Source organism: Streptomyces sp. NPDC001450 (assembly GCF_053597295.1).
Genome location: NZ_JBSFHY010000012.1, coordinates 40717 through 57478 on the forward strand (window position 1 = coordinate 40717; position 16762 = coordinate 57478).

The following is a 16762-nucleotide window of genomic DNA, read 5'->3' on the forward strand; positions in this document are numbered from 1 at the left end:
GAACCCTCACCCGGAGCTGCGCCTTGGTGCCTGCTTGCGCCAGCTTGGAGGTGGGGCCGGAGAGCTGTCTCTTCGTGGACGATGTCGCAGCCAATGTTGAGGCCGCCCAAGCGGCGGGCATGCAGGCGCATCTGTTCGAGGACAACATCGGGACGATCACGCGCATCGCCGCTCATCTGGACGCTGGGCCCTTGACTGGTCTTTGGCTCGCTGATCAGGGCCCTGCCGTCTGGGAAATCACAGAGTCAGGAGGAGAGCCGGGGCCTCCTGGGCCAGCTGGGGGTGGCGCCTTTCCGTGCGAGACGGCGGGTCATGAGGGTGATGGCGGCCCAGGTGATCAGGGTCTCGGAGTGCTGGATGAGCCGTTCGTAGTCGCGGGCATGCCGGCGGGCGTGCATCATCCACGCGAGTGACCTCTCGACGACCCAGTTGGGGCGGCTGACCGGTTTGATGGTGAGGTTGAGGTGCTGTTTTGCCCAGTCGACGAGTTTGCCGGCGTAGGCGGAGTCGGCCCAGACGATGGTGATCTCGGGGTGCATCAGGCGGAGGCGGAAGAGGACTTCTTTAGCGGCTGCGGCGTCGTGGAGGTCGGCGGGGGTGACCATGACCATGAGGGGCAGGCCGCGGGTGTCCACGACCAGGTGGCGCTTGCGACCGTTGATTTTCTTGCCCGCATCGTAGCCGCGGGTGGCCTTGGAGACGGTCTCGGCGGCTTTCACGCTCTGGGAGTCGATCACGGTGGCCACCGCTCGGGGGCCTTTGCCCATGTCGCGGCGTATCCGGCCGGCGAGATGGTCGCGGATCTGGCCGACGATCCCGGCTGCCGCCCAGCGGGCCATGAACCCCCAGACTGTGCGCCAGGGCGGGTAATCCGCAGGCAATGCCCGCCACTTGCAGCCGGTGTCGACGACGTAGCGGATCGCGTCGACGATCTCCCGCCGGGGATGTTTCTCCGGACGGCCGCCGCGGCTGGTCTCGCAGGCAGGCTGCGGCAACAGCGGTTCGAGCAGGGCCCATTCCGCGTTCGTGGTGTCAGAGGGATAGCGACGCTGACGCATGGCGGCGGGCTTCCCTCCAAGTCAGGCGGGGAGGGGGCGGCTGGCCGGAGGCCGGGCGGCCCCCTCGGTGGTGGTCAGGAAGAGACGACGAGGTCGAGGGTGGATTCGATGGAGTTGAGCTGGGCGATGATGTGCTTGACCCACTTGTCGCCCGGGTGGGTGGCTGCATGCGGGGCGACCGTGCCGGTGATGAAGCGGCGGAACTCGGTCAGCTTCTCGGTGAGAACGGCCCGTTCGTAAGCCTCCAGCGCGGCGCGTTCCGCGCCGAGCTGGTAGCCGTCGGCCCTGGTCCAGATCAGCGGTGGCCAGCCGTTTACCTTGGCGACGTTCTGGTGCACGATCGTGGCCTCGTCCTCGCTCAGGGTGCGGTCGCGCAGGCCCGGGACGGTCCGGCCGGCCGCGGCGACGAACGAGTGGCAGGCGGTGACCAGGTCGAGGAACTCCACCGTCCGGTCGATCTTCTTCACCGCTGGTGCGACGGGACTGGTGTCCTCGAAGTGGTCGCGGGCTTGCCGGGACCGCTCGGCTTGGGCATGGTTGACCTGGAAGCGGGCGGTGTCGTCGCTCATCGCTTTGAACGCGACGTCCGGCCTGCGGAGCAGGTTCGTGGCCGCCGTGGTGGCCACGTGCTCGTCACGGGTGAACTCCTCCACCACCCGGGCCTTGTCCACCGTGGTCACCTTGGCCGTCACTTCAGGCCGCTTCAGGAAGTCGCTTGTCACCGCCGCGGCGACCTGAGCGTCTTGGGCGAGCGTGTGAATCGCGGTGATCTTCTCCTTCGGCGTCACCGGTGTCTCGACCCGGTTGCCGACCCGTCGACTGGCGTCGTCCGGCGTCCACCGCAACTTGCCCCCAGGCGGTGTGAGGATCGCATCGAATCGTTCCTGGTCGTTCTCGATGTAGGCCAGGATCCGGTGAACGGTGTAGGAGACGCCCTTCTGCCGGCGGTCGGCCGGCCAGCGCGAGGACGTCCACCTCGCCGACTTCACCGTGCTGAACTTCAGACCAATGTCCTCGGCCAGCTGTGTCAACGTCGTGGTCACCGACCACTCGGGGTCCACCGCATGGTAGCCGCCCGGCTCCCTCATCGGCTCGATCTCCAAGGCGCGGTCTCCGATCGTGAATTGCCCGCGTCTGCTGTTCCACCACGTCCCGCAACTCGGTCACGATCTGCTCGTAACGGGACTGGCTGACGTTTCCGACCTTGTCGATCTCCTCCGGCATGGGTTTCACCACCCATGCGGGCCGCAGCACGGAGCTGATGTCCGTGACGTGGACACGGCCCGCTCATCACCGAGAGTCAGACCGTAAATGCACAGATCACAACGAACGACCGCAAGTGACCATGATCTGAACGGAGTTGGACGCAGGATGCGTTCGGGATGCGGTTCGCCGAACGTTCCCTTCCGGCGCCTCCAAGCTCTCACCACACACCGGCGCGAGCAGAAGACGGCGTTCGACCTCCGGTCAACGCCGGCCACCCACCGAGCCCCGCACTCGGGACACTCCACCTCGCCCGCACCGCTCAGCGCGGCAGCCGTACGCTTGCGCAACCGCCGGTCCGCACGCCACTGCCTGGCACGACACGCTGCAGAACAGAACAAGGCGTCGGGCCGCGCACCCAGCCTCAGCCGGTCACCGCAAGCCCGACAGATCCTCTCTCCGCCCTGCCCAGTACCCCTGGACACCGCGCCAGCGTAGAACTCAAGGCTACTCAGATCCGGGGATCAGAAACACGCACTTCGGCCGGCGTCGGCTGCACGGCCGAGTCGGCCGCGGTGACCGCCACCGGCCCGTCGCGGACAGGGTCAGGAGGAGGACGCGGCGGTGGAGTCGCGCCCAGCGCAGCCCTGCCGTGTAGGCCACGGCGGTCAGGGATCCGCCGGTCAGCGACTCAAAGGCGACAAGCACGGCGGTGGCGACCAGCGCCGTCGCGGTCCATCGCCGGCGGCCGAGCAGTGCGCTCTGCTCGGATCTCCAGCTGTCCCAGTCCAGCAGGGTCGCGACCGTCGCCGCGATCAGGGCGATCAGCCCGAGATCGGCGATCAACGGAAACACCCGGTGCCGCATACCACTCTCCAAGAGGGCCGGTCGCCGCCGATGCGCGGCGACCGGCGTGTTCATCCGGTATCGGCCAGTCAGACAGCCGGGGGGACGACCGGCTGCGACTGGGTGGCGCAGTGGATGCCGCCACCGCCGCTCGCGATGTTGTCGATGTTCAGCTGGACGATGTTCCGACCGGGGTACGCGGCCGTCAGGATGTCGAGGCCACGCCGTCGGCGTAGCTGTCGCCGAACTGGGGGACGAGGACGGCGCCGTTGGCGGTGTAGTAGTTGGTGTAGCTGGACAGGAAGGCGGTGCCCCTGCCGCGGATGAGGCGGCGGTCCGGGCCGGGGAGTTCGGTGATGGTCAGGCGGCGGCCCTACGCGTCGGTGGCGCTCAGCAGAGCCTGCTTGGTCTCGTTGCAGACGGCGACCCACTTGGGGTCGGTGCCGGGGCCGGGCTGGTCGAGGATGACCTGTCCCGGTGCGACGAAACGGGCCAGGCAGTCGATGTGGCAATCGGTGATGTCCTGGCCGGCGAGTCCTGGCACCCAGATCACCTTGTCGATGCCGAGCGCGGACTTCATCTCCTGCTCGACCTGGCTCTGGGTCATGCCCGGGTTGCGGTTGCTGTTGACCAGCGAGCTGACCGTGGCGAGCAGGGTGCCCTGACCGTCGGTCTCCAGCGAGCCCCCTCCCCGACGAACCCGGCCCGCACACGCCGGACGCCGTACTGGCCGAGCAGCGTCGCGGCCGCGGCCGCTTCGTTCGCGTAGGGCTGCGCGTACGGTGTGCCGGTCTTGCCCCAGCCGTTGAAGTTGGTGTCCACACCGGCGACAGTGCCGGGGGCGACCACGAAGGTGGGGCCGAAGTCCCGTATCCACAGGTCGTCGTTGGCGATCTCGACGACCTCGATGCCGTAGTACGCCCCTGCTCCGCACCGCAGGCGTACCGGGCATCCGCCGCCTGCTCGGGTCGGGCGAGCACCGCGACCGGCTCGTAACGGGAAATCGTGTCGGCCACCCTCGCGATGTCGCGGCGGACGGCACCCAGCTGCGTGGACCAGACCGACGACAGCGCGGGCCAGGCCATGAAGGTGCGCACGTGGCGGTCGGTCTCGGCGGGTATGCGCAGCGTGGCGCCCGAAGGGCTGGTGGCAGCGCGGGCGACCGTGGGCAGTGCCGACCCGAGGACGGCGAGCGGCAGAGCTGCGGCACCGAGCTGGAGCAGTCGACGTCGGGACGTCGTGGGTGTGTCCATGGGGTTCCTACCTGAGGAGAGGGGGCGGGTGTTCAGGCAGGGTCGCGCAGACTGAAAATTCAGTCAATGATTGCTTCAGAACCATGCCTCCTACTGATCCCAGCGGTAGTGCTCGATCACCGCGGTGACCGGCCCGCCGCCGGCCCGGGCCTCTGTCAGCCGCACGATGACGATGTCCTGCCCTTCAGGGCTGCGGACGCAGAAGGCACGCTCGTCGGCCGGGTCCGCGAAGGCGATCTGGACGACCGGCTCCGTGTCGATGCCCCGCACGCAGTCGGCGGGGCTGAGCTCGTCCCCTGGGGCGACGAAGGCGTCGCTGTCTTCGGGGAGGACGAACTCCGACTCGTTGCGCGCCAGATACCAGGCGGCGGTGTCCACGGGAACGACCTTCCCGGACTTCAGGTCGAATTCGTACGTGGCATCAGGCAAGGTCAGCTCGACCTCCTGCCGCCAGGCACGTAGGAGGGGGACGACGGGCCGGAGTCGGCGGCGGAATCCCCCGCCGAGCCCCACGCCCACTCCGGGGAGCCAAGGAGATACACGGCGCCACCGGCCGCCATGAGGATCGCAAGCGCGGCGAGAGCCGTCACGACGACCGGGCGTCGCCGGCCCCGCCGTGCCCGGCGCGAGGACGGCTCGACCGGGATGTCGGTCCCGGGCGGGGGAGGCGGAGCCGCCGGGGCTGCGAAAGTGGGCTGCGCGTGAACCGGCGCCGGACGTACGATCCGTCCCGCCACCTGGTCGCTGATCGACTGGGGCAGCCAGCCCTCGGCGAACTCCGGGCGGGGTCCCACCAGCGGATGGCCCTGGACGGCCGCGATCAGATCCACCGTCGTGGGGCGCTCCTCCGGTCGCTTGGCCAGGCACCAGGCCAGCAGATCCCGCAGGTCGTGCGGCACATGGGTGAGATCGGGCTGCTCGTGGACCACCCGATACAGGGCGGTCGACTCCGGCCCCGCCCCGAAGGGGGCCTCGCCACTCGCCACGTACGCGATGAGCGCGCCGAGAGCGAAGACGTCGGTGGCCGGGGACACGGGCCGGCCCAGCGCCTGCTCGGGGGCCATTTACGCCGCGGTGCCGATGCTCAGACCCGTCCCGGTCAACGCGGCAGCGTCGGCCGCACGCGCGATACCGAAGTCGATGACGCGGGGACCGTCCTCGGCGATCAGCACATTGGCGGGCTTGAGGTCGCGATGGACGACGCCCGCGCGGTGGATCGCCTGAAGGGCCTCGGCGATGCCGGCCAGGAGCAGCAGCACCGTTCGTACCGGGAGTGGGCCGTGCCGCTGGACCACCTGGTGCAGCGACGGTCCAGGGACGTAGGCGGTGGCGAGCCACGGCGTCGGAGCGTCCACACCCGAGGCGACCACCTGTACGGTGAACAGGCCATGGATGCGTTCGACACTGGCCACTTCCTGAGCGAAGCGCAGGCGGAACTCGGGATCTCGCGCGAACTCCTGTCGCACCACCTTCTACGCGATCGGGCGGCCTCCGGGGGGGTGAGCCAGGTACACCACACCCATGCCGCCCGCGCCCAGCCGGGCCTGAAGGCGATAGCCACCGATCTCTCGAGGGTCGCCGGCCGTCAGCGCCGCGTGAGCAGGCTGTGCACCAGGAAGCTTCGCGGACATGCGGTGGCTCTTTCGACGATGTGGGGAGCGAATGACGCGTGTCGACTGACGCGACTGACGCATAGCGCTCTAACTAAATATTCAGTCAATATGCGACACTGTTGGTTCAGACCACTCAGGAGGGGGATCACGTGGCGAAGGATCGCCGAAAGGCCATCCTGGAAGGCGCCGCCCGAGTCATAGCCCGACGAGGAGTACGCGGGCTGCGAATGGAGGAGCTGGCGACCGAAGCCGGGGTGTCCACCGCGCTGATCTACTACCACTTCAAGGACCGGGCCGGCATCCTTCGCCACACCCTGGAGTTCATCAGCGACCGGGCCGACCGGTACACGTCCCACAAGGATGGCTCCGACGGACCGCACGACGCCCGGCAGGAGCTGGAGCAGTCCTTGCTGCTGGAATTCCAGGACCTCCCCGAGGTCCGCGAGAACAGCACGGCGTGGGGCGAGCTGCGCGCCAGCGCGATCTTCGAGCCCGAGCTGCGCGGAGACCTGGCCAGGGCCACGCTGGCCTGGATCCACGATGTCGCGGACCTCCTGGGCCGCATCCGGCCGACGTCTCCCGCGCCGGCCCTCACGGCGTCCGCGGAGAGGCTCACCGGCCTCCTTGAGGGACTCAGCACGCGCTGGCTCAGCGGCGCCCTTCCCCTGGCCCACGCCCGCGAACTGGCGAAGGAGGCGGTCTCCCTGGAGATCGAGCGACTGAGTCGCTGACAGCGGACGGTCAGCACGGTCGGCGGACGGGCCGACTCCGCCACGCGAAACACCGACTTATTTGACTGAATTTTCAGCCAATACTACAGTGGCGACATGACGGCCACATCCGGCCCGGCACTGCCGACGATTCAGGGAACGTGCACGCACCCTGTCGACGGGCACAGAGCTGCGATCCACGCCCCTCACCTCCCATGATGCCCGTCGCCGCCGGATCCCTGGTCCCCCACCCTCACGATCGGAGACCCCGATGTCCGACCTCCGCCCCTCGCGCCGCTCAGCTCTGCGCGTGCTCGCCGGAATCGGCGCGCTCACCCTCGGCGCCTCGGCATGCGGACCCAGCGACCCCGGCCCGTCGGGTGCCGCAGGCACCACCGGCCCGGCCGCGGGAACGGACGAGGAACGACGCCTGGGCGCCGAATGGGAGAGCCACGCCCGCACCTTCATGTCGTGGCCCGCGCTGGAATCCGTCTGGGGCGAGGACCTTCCCTACGTACGGCAGGACATCGCGCGAGTGGCCCGGGCTGTCTCGGAGTACGAGTACGTCGTGATGATGGCCCGGCCCGACCAGCTGGCCGCTGCCCAGAAGGCCTGCGGTAAGGGAGTCGAGGTCATCCCCCTCCCCGTCGACGACCTGTGGGCCCGCGACATCGTCCCCGTGTTCGTCGAGGAGGACGGGAAGGTCCTCGGGGTCGACTTCAACTTCAACGGCTGGGGCAACAAGCAGACGCACGACAACGACGCCCAGGTCGGCCGGAAGCTGCTGTCGAAGTACAAGATCCCCCGCATCCAGGCGCCTCTCGTCGCCGAGGGCGGCTCCTTCGAGACGGACGGCGAGGGAACTCTCCTGATCACCGAGAGCTCGATCGTCAACGACAACCGCAACCGCGGCAAGTCCCGCGCCCAGATCGAGGCCGAGCTCAAGGAGCTCCTGGGCGTGGAGAAGGTCATCTGGCTGAAGGGCGTACGCGGCGAGGACATCACCGACGCACACGTCGACAGCCTCGTACGGTTCACCGCACCCGGGGTGATCCTCCTGGACCGGGCCTTCCCGGGAACGCCCGCCGACTCCTGGTCCCGCTCCTCGGACCAGGCCATGTCCGTGCTGAGCGAGGCGACCGACGCGAAGGGCCGCAGCTTCGAGGTCATAGACCTCCCACAGCCCGACCCCGACCGGATCACCGGCTACAGCGACGACTTCCTGTCGACCTACGCGAACTTCTACATCGGCAACGACGCGGTGCACATGCCCAAGTTCGGCGACAAGAAGGCCGACGACCGCGCACGGGGAATCCTGCAGGAACACTTCCCCAAGCGGGACATCGTGCAGGTGAACATCGACACCATCGCCACCGGAGGCGGCGGGATCCACTGCGCCACCCACGACCAGCCCGGAAAGCCGGTCGACTGACCGCGATCCAAGGAGGCTTCGTGTCCACCCTCCGACGCCACGGACCGAGCCGGGGCGGGCTCTTCCCCGCCGCGCTCGCGTGCTTCCTGATCGCGGCAGCCATCACCCTGGGCACGTGGCTCCAGTTCGGCGAACGCCAAGCCCTGGACAGGGAGTACAGCGCGGGCAGTTCGGCCCCCGACCGCGTGGATGTCGAGGCCTCGATCCAACGTGTCGACGCCGCCGGCCGGGAGCTGGGCCTGCGTGTCCTGGCGACCCCGCGAGGAGAACTGGCCGAGGCCGGCGGCATCTCGCCCACCGAAGACCTGACGCTCCAGACATCGACCTCCACCCGGGGCGACCTGTCCTTCAAAGCGCACAGCCGTATCGCGACCATGGACCTGCCCGTGACACTGACGGGCGGCTCGATCACGGACTACCCCTTCGACGCCTATGACGCGGCCATCGAGTTCAGCGCCACCCAAGGCGGCGAGGAGGTCCCCATCCACATGACGCTGACCAACAGCGACGTACTGTTCTCGGCAGGAGTGGACGCCACGGAGGACAACGAGACCGCGATCTTCGACGTTGCTCTGGGGCGCTCCAAAAGTGTGCTCGTCTTCGCCGTCTTCATGATGGTCGCCATGTGGGCCCTCGCCGTTGCGGTACTCATCGGAGCGTGGTTCCTCGTCACCCGCCGGAACGGCCTGACCTGGCCGGCCCTCGGCTGGATGGCCGCCACGCTCTTCGCCCTGGCCGCCTTCCGCAACACGGCCCCGGGCACGCCACCGATCGGCAGCCTCATGGACTACATGGCCTTCCTCTGGGCCGAGGCGGTCATCGCCTTCTGCCTCGTCACCGTGGTCGTCACGGGCTTCAGCGCCGAACGCCGGCCGACGAGCCCCGAATAGTCCGACGTGGAAGCCCGCCGGGACCGGCAGGCTTCCACACGTCACGCGCTCTCACGCAGTCGGCGGTGCGACCTTCCCGGGAACCAAGGCGCTGACCTGGGTGTAAGACACCTGCCCGTCGACCGGCCGTCGCTGCAGCAGGGCCTGCCCCTCGCTCCGGTAGGTTGGCAGGCCGACCGTACGGAGGTCGCATATACGAAGTCGCGGAGGGTGTTGACGCGCTCGCATAGCTCACCCGCCTTGATGCGGCGGACCGACACGTACACCAAGGGCAAGCCTCATCCTGCCCGTGACAGTCATTGGCGCCCGCAGGCAGGCCGATCCGTCGTGCCGGCATCTGATCCGGCATGCTCAAGGGGAAGCCGACATCAACCGCCCCTTCGAGCGAAACCTTCGCAAAGCACCCACCGTTCATCACCAATGCTGACAGTATCCGGGGTTGGTGCCTGGCGCCTCGCCGTCCTCGAACCCGTCCCCGCGCCCTCCCGGCTCACCCGCGCCCACGCCGTGGTCCGGGCCATGCAGAACGAATCCCAACCGCTGAGCCTGACCAAGCCCGTCCAAGGACGTGGCCCCGGCGCATCCAGGCGCTGATCGCCGCCGCCGAGGCCGAACGCATCCGCTGGGAAGCCGCCATGGAAGAGGCTCGCGTCCAGTGCGCCGAGGCGTGCCGTGTCAGGCACTTCGAAGCGCAGGAAGCGGCGTGGCACCGCGCCACCCGACTGACCGAATACGTGAGCGCCGTACGCACGCGAGTCGAGACCACGCCGCCGGGCAGACCAAGACCGAAGCCGAAACATGGACCAGCTGGGCAGCAGCCACCGTGGAGAGCCTCGCCCCCCTTGAGCACACCACCCCGGCTGCCGGACATCCCCGAACCACGAGCCGACGACCTCAGGCCCTTCCTCGGGCACTGGAGCTTCCATGGCCCCTGACACGACACCCGCCTGACGCCTCACCGACCGTCACGGAACGTCACTACCGAGAAGCGAACGGCCGGGGTCGGCAAACGACTCGACAGCCGGCCTCCCCGCCCCTTCGCGGGGCCCGCCTCCACACGGGTGACGACTCCGCCCGGCGGCCCCAAACCGTGCATGACAACCCGTCAGAAACCGCCCATAACGCACACTCGGAGAAACGGCAGGTCAGCGGCCCTTCTCGGCAGGCTCAAGGATCGCGACGCACTCCACATGATGCGTCATAGGAAACAGATCGAACGCCCGAAGCGTCCGCACCCGGTACCCGCCCTCGCGGAAGTACGCCAGGTCCCGGGCCAGCGCAGCGGGATCGCAGGCGACGTAGGCGATGCGGCGGGCGCCGAGGGAGGAGAGGTGTTCGACCGTCCTGCGGCCGGCGCCGGCGCGGGGCGGGTCGAGGACGATGAGGTCGACCTCGGTGATGCCGGTGCGCGGGAGGACCGACTCGACCTTGCCCTGTTCGATGCGGACCCTGGGGAAGTCGGCGAGGTTGTGGCGCGCGTCCTCGACCGCGCGCTTGCCCGACTCGATGCCGAGGACCGCGCCCTTCTCGCCGAGGCGGTCGGCGAGGGCGCCGGCGAAGAGGCCCACGCCGCAGTAGAGGTCCAGGGCCATCTCGCCCTTGCGGGGCAGCAGGCCCTGCATGACCGCCGTCACCAGGGTGTCCGCCGCCTTCGGGTGGACCTGCCAGAAGCCGCCGTTGCCGACCCGGTACGTGCGGCCGTCCGCGCGCTCGCGCACGAAGGGGCGGCCGTGGACGCGGTGCACGCCGCCGGACTTCTCGTCGACGCGCAACACCGAGACCGGCTTGTCGAGTTCCACCAGCGGCAGGCGGGCGCCCGGGCGCGGGGTCAGGATCACCTGGCGGTCCTGCGAACCCGTCGCCGCGATCGCCTCCACCGACTCCATGCCGGTCCAGTCGCGCTTCTCGATACCCAGCTCGGTCACGCCCGACGCGGCGATCATGCAGTGGTCGACGCGCTCGATCTCGTGCGAGCGGTGGCGGCGCAGGCCGGCGTGGCCCTCCGCGTCGACGGCGTACTGCACGCGCGTCCGCCACTGCGGGACCTGACCCGCCGGGAGCTTGTCGCCCTCGGCCGGCATCACGGTGCCGTCCCAGCCCGCCTCCTCGGGCGTGAGGCCCGCGAGTCGCTGGAGCTGCTCGGCGATCACCTCGCCCTTCAGCCGGCGCTGGGCGCCCGGCTTGGCGTGCTGCCAGTCGCAGCCGCCGCAGCGGCCGGGGCCGGCGAAGGGGCAGGGGGCCTCGACGCGGTCCTTGGAGGCCTCCAGGATCTCGACGGCGTCCGCCCGCAGGAAGCGTGCGCCCTCCTCGCCCTCGGTCACCCGGGCCACCACCCGCTCGCCGGGCAGCGCGTGCCGGACGAACAGCACCTGGCCCTCGGAGGTACGGGCGATGCAGTGGCCGCCGTGGGCGACGGGGCCGATCTGGACCTCGTACTCCTCGCCCACCAGAGACTTGGTCGGTTCTGCCTGCATGGTGGGGTGACTCCAGATGGGGGAGGGAAATCGGGAAGGGAAGTCGGCAGCGATGCTTCGGGAAGGAAAAGGAAGCGGCCGCAGCCGGTGGGCCTGACAACAGCCCACCAGTCTACGGCCTTCCCCGCACGCCTCAGTCCTTGGCCGCCGACTCCTTCGGCCGCTCCGCGGCCGGACCACGCCGGACCGCGCCCGGCGCGTTCCACTCCTGCCGCTTGCGGGCGCGCAGCTTGGCCGCCTCGGAGGACGCCAGCTGGTAGGGGACGGAGGTCACCATCACGCCGGGCGTGAACAGCAGGCGGCCCTTCAGACGCAGGGCGCTCTGGTTGTGCAGCAGGTGCTCGTACCAGTGGCCGACCACGTACTCGGGGATGATCACGGAGACCGCGTCGCGCGGGGACTCCTTGCGCAGGCCCTTGACGTACTCGATGATCGGCCGCGTGATCTCACGGTACGGCGAGTCGAGGACCTTCAGCGGTACGTCGATGCCGCGCCGCTCCCACTCCTCCTGCAGTGCCTTGGTCTCCGGCGGGTCGACGTTGACCGTGAGCGCCTCCAGGGTGTCCGAGCGCATCAGCTTGGCGTAGGCCAGGGCGCGCAGGGTGGGGCGGTGGATCTTGGAGATGAGCACGACCGAGTGGACGCGGGAGGGGCGGACACTGTCGTCGGTCGGGCCCTCGGGGGCCGCGATCTCGTCGGCGACCCGGTCGTAGTGCTTCCGGATCACGGTCATCGTCGCGTAGAAGATGCACATGCCGAGCAGGGCCACCCAGGCGCCGTGCGTGAACTTCGTGACGAGGACGACGACCAGCACCAGGCCGGTGAAGAAGGCGCCGAAGGCGTTGATCGCGCGGGAGCGGACCATGTGGCGGCGCTTGGCCGGGTCCCGCTCCGTCGCCAGGTGGCGGTTCCAGTGCCTGACCATGCCCGTCTGGCTGAGCGTGAAGGACACGAACACGCCGACGATGTACAGCTGGATCAGGCGCGTGGAGTCGGCGCCGTAGATGACCGTCAGCAGAGCCGCCGCGCCGGCGAGCAGCACGATGCCGTTGGAGAAGGCGAGGCGGTCGCCGCGGGTGTGCAGCTGGCGCGGCAGGTAGCGGTCCTGGGCGAGGATCGAGCCGAGCAGCGGGAAGCCGTTGTACGCCGTGTTGGCCGCCAGGAAGAGGACCAGCGCGGTGGCCGCCGCGAGCACGATGAACAGGAGGCTGCCCTTGCCGAACACCGCCTCGGCGACCTGGGAGATCACCGGGTTCTGGACATAGCCCGAGCCGAGCGCGACGCCGTTGTGGATCAGGTCGGTGGCCGGGTTCTCGGCCATGCGGACCTTGGTCACCATGGCGAGGGCGATGATGCCGCAGAACATGGTCACGGCCAGCAGGCCCATCATCGCCAGCGTGGTCGCCGCGTTCTTCGACTTGGGCTTGCGGAAGGCCGGGACGCCGTTGGAGATCGCCTCCACACCGGTGAGCGCGGCACAGCCGGAGGAGAAGGCGCGCAGCAGCAGGAAGACCAGGGCGAAGCCCGCGAGGCCCTGGTGTTCGGCCTTGATGTGGTAGTCGGCGGTGGGCGCCAGCATGGTGTCGCCGAGGACCAGGCCCCGGAACGCGCCCCACGCGATCATGATGAAGACGCCGCCGACGAAGACGTACGTCGGGATCGCGAAGAGCTTGCCCGACTCCTTCACGCCGCGCAGGTTCATCAGCGTCAGCAGGATGATCACGGCGACGGCGCAGAGCACCTTGTGCTGCACCACGAAGGGGATCGCGGAGCCGAGGTTCTCGATGCCGGAGGCGATGGATACGGCGACGGTCAGGACGTAGTCGACCAGGAGCGCGCTGGCGACGGTGAGGCCGGCCCTGGGGCCGAGGTTGGTGGTGGCGACCTCGTAGTCGCCACCACCGCTCGGGTAGGCGTGGACGTTCTGCCGGTACGAGGCGACGACCGTGAACATCAGCACGACGACCGCGACCGCGATCCAGGGGCTGAAGTGGTAGGCCGACACTCCCGCGATGGACAGGACCAGCAGGACCTCCCCCGGCGCGTAGGCGACGGAGGACAGCGGGTCGGAGGCGAAGACGGGGAGTGCGATGCGCTTCGGCAGGAGCGTTTCGCCCAGCCGGTCACTGCGCAGTGCGCGCCCGATCAGAATCCGTTTGGGCACGTCGGTCAGTTTGGACACGACAGAGGATCGTAAGCCTTCGAACAGGCAGCCGCCCACCCGGCATCCCGGTTCTGCCTCATGAGTGAAATCACGGGCGCACGGAACTGCGGATTCCGTGGTTCGTGCGCCCTCCGTGTCTAGATGGCAGACCCCGCCTGTCATCGCATTTCGGAGGTCCCATGCCCGCGGCCGCAGAGCTGATCGGGGCCACGGTCGCCCTGGTCGGCCTCGGAATCCTGACCCTGTTCAGCGTGCGCAGCATCACTCGCCGGTCGGCTGCGTCGGTCACCCGCAGGTGAGCGGCGCCGGGTGAACGTGGTCGGGTGATCACAGCCGGTGATCGCGGGAAACCCCGGCACAGGGGTGCCCGCCCCGAACCACTCGTGTGTAGCTTTGGGCGTCGGTCTGAGACCCTGATGCTGAGCAGTAACTTTTGGACACCGGAAGGACGGTCGTGCACATCGTCATCATGGGCTGCGGGAGAGTGGGTTCCGCTCTTGCCCAGACCCTGGAGCAACAGGGACACACGGTCGCCGTGATCGACCAGGACCCCACCGCCTTCCGCCGGCTGGGCCCCGGGTTCGGCGGCCGCCGGGTCACCGGGGTCGGCTTCGACCAGGACACCCTGCGCGAGGCGGGCATCGAGGAGGCCGGCGCCTTCGCCGCCGTCTCCAGCGGCGACAACTCCAACATCATCTCCGCGCGCGTGGCCCGCGAGATGTTCGGCGTGGAGAACGTGGCCGCCCGGATCTACGACCCGCGCCGTGCCGAGGTCTACCAGCGCCTGGGCATCCCCACCGTGGCCACGGTCCGCTGGACGGCCGACCAGATGCTGCGCCGCCTGCTGCCCTCGGGCGCCGAGCCGCTGTGGCGCGACCCCACCGGTGGCGTCCAGCTCGCCGAGGTGCACGCCTCCCCGAAGTGGGTCGGCCACAAGATCAGCAAGTTGCAGGAGGAGACGGGCGTCCGCGTGGCGTTCCTGACCCGCCTGGGCGAGGCCATCCTGCCCACCTCGCAGACGGTGCTGCAGGAGGGCGACCTCGTCCACGTGATGATGCGGGCGGACGACGTCGACAAGGTCGAAGCGGCATTCGCCGCAGGCCCGGAAGAGGAGGGCGGTCACTGATGAGGGTCGCCATTGCCGGAGCCGGCGCCGTCGGCCGCTCGATCGCGGGCGAGCTGCTGGAGAACGGCCACGAGGTCCTGCTCATCGACAAGGCCCCGACCGCCATCTCGGTGGAGCGGGTGCCGCAGGCGGAGTGGCTGCTGGCCGACGCCTGTGAGATCACGTCCCTGGACGAGGCGGCGCTGCAGCGCTGCAACGTGGTGATCGCCGCGACCGGTGACGACAAGGTCAACCTGGTCATCTCGCTGCTCGCGAAGACGGAGTACGGCGTTCCGCGCGTCGTCGCCCGGGTGAACAACCCCAAGAACGAGTGGCTGTTCAACGAGGCCTGGGGCGTCGACGTGGCCGTGTCCACGCCGCGTCTGATGTCCGCCCTGGTCGAGGAGGCGGTGAGCGTCGGCGACCTGGTCCGTCTGCTCCGCTTCAGCCACGGCGACGCCAACCTCGTCGAGCTGACCCTGCCGGAGGAGTCGGCCCTGGCCGGCACCCAGGTCGGCGATGTGGAGTGGCCGCAGGACACCTCCCTGGTCACGATCATCCGCGGCACCCGCGTCCTGACCCCGTCCAAGGAGGACTCCCTGGAGCCGGGCGACGAACTCCTCTTCGTGGCCGCGCAGGCCCGGGAGGAGCAGCTGGAGGAGCTGCTGTCGGTGCGGCGCGAGAGCTGAACCACCGCGAGAGCCGAACCGAGGAGGAAGGGCGCCCTGGAAACCCAGGGCGCCCTTCCTCCTCGTACGACGGCCGACGGCTACGCGTCCCGGCGGTGCCGTCCGCCTGCGGGCTCGCCGCCCTCGGCGGCCAGCGCGGCCTTGCGCTCCTTCTCGGCCTTCTCCTCCGCCTCCATCTCCGCGAACACGTCGATCGGCGCGGGCGCCTTCGCGAGGAAGACCCAGGTGAGCCAGACCGCCAGCAGGAACGGCGGGATCTTCAGGGCGACCAGCACCCAGCCGAGCTGGGTGGTGTCGGCCCACCAGTACAGCGGGAAGAGGATCGCGCACTTGGCGAGCAGGATCAGACCCCAGGCCCAACTGGCCTTCGCATAGGCACTCTTGCGGCCGGGGTTGCGGGTGCGCCAGGAGAGGTTCTCCTTGAAGACCGGGCCGAGGAGGAGACCGATCAGGGGGACACCGGCGAGGGTCGTGATGATGTAGGCCAGCGCCATGCCCAGCGTGTAGAGCATGCCGGGGAGGTAGAAGTCCTTGGCGTTGCCCGTGAACATCGCGAACAGCACACCGAAGGCCACGCCGAAGACACCGCTGAAGGCGTGCTTGACGGTGTCCTTGCGCGCCAGCCGGACCACGACCAGCACCAGGGACACGGCCAGCGCGGCGATCGCCGAGATGTGCAGGTCCTTGTTGATCGTGAAGATCGCGACGAAGAGGAGACCGGGCAGGACCGTCTCGACCATGCCGCGGACACCGCCGAACGCCTCGAACAGCGCGGCCTCGGTGACCGCGCGGGCGTCGTCCGACTGAGTCTGTTCGGTGTCTTGGGTCGGCTTGTCGAGGGACGTCACCGGCTACTCCCGTCCGAGGGGTCGCAGTTCGTATTTCGGGTTGAACAGCACCCGGCGGCCCCGGCTCATGGAGATCCGACCCGATGCGATCAGCTTGCGCCCCGGTTCTATGCCGACGATGGAGCGCCTGCCGAGCCACACCACGTCCAGCGCGGCCGAGCCGTCGAACAGCTCGGCCTCCAGGGCCGGGACTCCGGCACGCGGCCGCAGGGTGACCGTGCGCAACGTACCAGTTACGGTGACGATCTGGCGGTCCAGGCAGTCACCGATCCGGGTACATCCCGCGGTCTCGGCGTCCTCCCGCAGCTCCTCGGACTCCAGGTCCTCCTGGGAGGTGGAGAGCCGGTCGAGCATGCGCCGAAACCGGCCGGCCGGCTTTCGGGAACGAGGAACAGCAGTCATATCTGAAGCGTACCGGGGCCCACCGACACCGCCGTAGCGCAGCTCACTTCTCGAACCGGTACCCCATCCCCGGCT

General features: G+C 69.2%; 12 protein-coding genes and 6 pseudogenes. 6 read left to right on the forward strand and 12 right to left on the reverse strand.

Features of this window, described 5'->3' with window-relative positions; all coding sequences use genetic code 11:
- Window positions 1–35: 35 nt before the first annotated feature.
- Window positions 36–191 (forward strand): annotated as a pseudogene (locus tag ACWC5O_RS15470) (HAD-IA family hydrolase); the annotation flags it as partial.
- A 54-nt stretch (window positions 192–245) separates the two neighbouring features.
- Here the strand turns inward: ACWC5O_RS15470 and ACWC5O_RS15475 are convergent.
- The 8 genes and pseudogenes from ACWC5O_RS15475 to ACWC5O_RS15510 all read right to left on the reverse strand — a co-directional run bounded on the left by ACWC5O_RS15475 (window position 246) and on the right by ACWC5O_RS15510 (window position 5829).
- Window positions 246–1058, reverse strand: a complete 813-nt coding sequence (locus ACWC5O_RS15475; protein WP_450587049.1) for an IS5 family transposase — start codon at window positions 1056–1058, stop codon at window positions 246–248.
- A gap of 74 nt (window positions 1059–1132) precedes the next feature.
- Window positions 1133–1375, reverse strand: a pseudogene (locus ACWC5O_RS15480) (RacP protein); the annotation flags it as partial.
- Between the two features lie 54 nt (window positions 1376–1429).
- Window positions 1430–2146: pseudogene (locus ACWC5O_RS15485) on the reverse strand (DUF6192 family protein); the annotation flags it as partial.
- Between the two features lie 622 nt (window positions 2147–2768).
- Complete coding sequence (locus ACWC5O_RS15490) at window positions 2769–3107, reverse strand: hypothetical protein (RefSeq protein ID WP_450587047.1); 339 nt, start codon at window positions 3105–3107, stop codon at window positions 2769–2771.
- Window positions 3108–3196: 89 nt separating this feature from the next.
- Window positions 3197–4166: pseudogene (locus tag ACWC5O_RS15495) on the reverse strand (agmatine deiminase family protein).
- Window positions 4055–4360, reverse strand: a pseudogene (locus ACWC5O_RS15500) (agmatine deiminase family protein); the annotation flags it as partial. The pseudogenes ACWC5O_RS15500 and ACWC5O_RS15495, both read right to left, overlap by 112 nt.
- A 90-nt stretch (window positions 4361–4450) precedes the next feature.
- Window positions 4451–4789 (reverse strand): hypothetical protein, encoded by a 339-nt coding sequence (locus ACWC5O_RS15505; RefSeq protein WP_450587045.1) that lies wholly within the window; start codon window positions 4787–4789, stop codon window positions 4451–4453.
- A 2-nt stretch (window positions 4790–4791) separates the two neighbouring features.
- Window positions 4792–5829 (reverse strand): annotated as a pseudogene (locus ACWC5O_RS15510) (serine/threonine-protein kinase).
- A 293-nt stretch (window positions 5830–6122) separates the two neighbouring features.
- On the opposite strand from ACWC5O_RS15510, the gene ACWC5O_RS15515 reads away from it, so the two are divergent.
- From ACWC5O_RS15515 to ACWC5O_RS15525, 3 genes are all read left to right on the forward strand, one after another.
- Entirely contained in the window at window positions 6123–6704 is a 582-nt protein-coding gene (locus tag ACWC5O_RS15515; RefSeq protein WP_450587043.1) for a TetR/AcrR family transcriptional regulator, read from the forward strand.
- Between the two features lie 250 nt (window positions 6705–6954).
- Complete coding sequence (locus tag ACWC5O_RS15520; protein WP_450587041.1) at window positions 6955–8115, forward strand: agmatine deiminase family protein; 1161 nt, start codon at window positions 6955–6957, stop codon at window positions 8113–8115.
- Window positions 8116–8135: 20 nt separating this feature from the next.
- Entirely contained in the window at window positions 8136–9005 is an 870-nt protein-coding gene (locus ACWC5O_RS15525; RefSeq protein WP_450587039.1) for a DUF4436 domain-containing protein, read from the forward strand.
- A 1145-nt stretch (window positions 9006–10150) separates the two neighbouring features.
- Here ACWC5O_RS15525 and ACWC5O_RS15530 read toward each other — a convergent pair.
- Both ACWC5O_RS15530 and ACWC5O_RS15535 read right to left on the reverse strand, forming a co-directional pair.
- On the reverse strand, window positions 10151–11479 hold the full coding sequence (locus ACWC5O_RS15530) for a class I SAM-dependent RNA methyltransferase (protein ID WP_450587038.1): 1329 nt from the start codon (window positions 11477–11479) through the stop codon (window positions 10151–10153).
- 133 nt (window positions 11480–11612) lie between these two features.
- Window positions 11613–13661, reverse strand: coding sequence for an APC family permease (locus ACWC5O_RS15535; protein WP_450587036.1), 2049 nt, complete (start codon window positions 13659–13661; stop codon window positions 11613–11615).
- Window positions 13662–14097: 436 nt separating this feature from the next.
- On the opposite strand from ACWC5O_RS15535, the gene ACWC5O_RS15540 reads away from it, so the two are divergent.
- Both ACWC5O_RS15540 and ACWC5O_RS15545 read left to right on the forward strand, forming a co-directional pair.
- Entirely contained in the window at window positions 14098–14769 is a 672-nt protein-coding gene (locus tag ACWC5O_RS15540; protein WP_145882901.1) for a potassium channel family protein, read from the forward strand.
- Window positions 14769–15437, forward strand: coding sequence for a potassium channel family protein (locus tag ACWC5O_RS15545; RefSeq protein ID WP_389169742.1), 669 nt, complete (start codon window positions 14769–14771; stop codon window positions 15435–15437). The genes ACWC5O_RS15540 and ACWC5O_RS15545 overlap by 1 nt, the downstream gene beginning before the upstream one ends.
- An 80-nt stretch (window positions 15438–15517) precedes the next feature.
- On the opposite strand, the gene ACWC5O_RS15550 is transcribed toward ACWC5O_RS15545, so the two are convergent.
- Both ACWC5O_RS15550 and ACWC5O_RS15555 read right to left on the reverse strand, forming a co-directional pair.
- Window positions 15518–16285: a DUF3159 domain-containing protein gene (locus tag ACWC5O_RS15550; RefSeq protein ID WP_450587034.1), complete on the reverse strand. Its 768-nt coding sequence runs from the start codon at window positions 16283–16285 to the stop codon at window positions 15518–15520.
- A gap of 3 nt (window positions 16286–16288) precedes the next feature.
- Window positions 16289–16687, reverse strand: a complete 399-nt coding sequence (locus ACWC5O_RS15555) for an OB-fold nucleic acid binding domain-containing protein (RefSeq protein WP_450587032.1) — start codon at window positions 16685–16687, stop codon at window positions 16289–16291.
- Window positions 16688–16762: the final 75 nt, after the last annotated feature.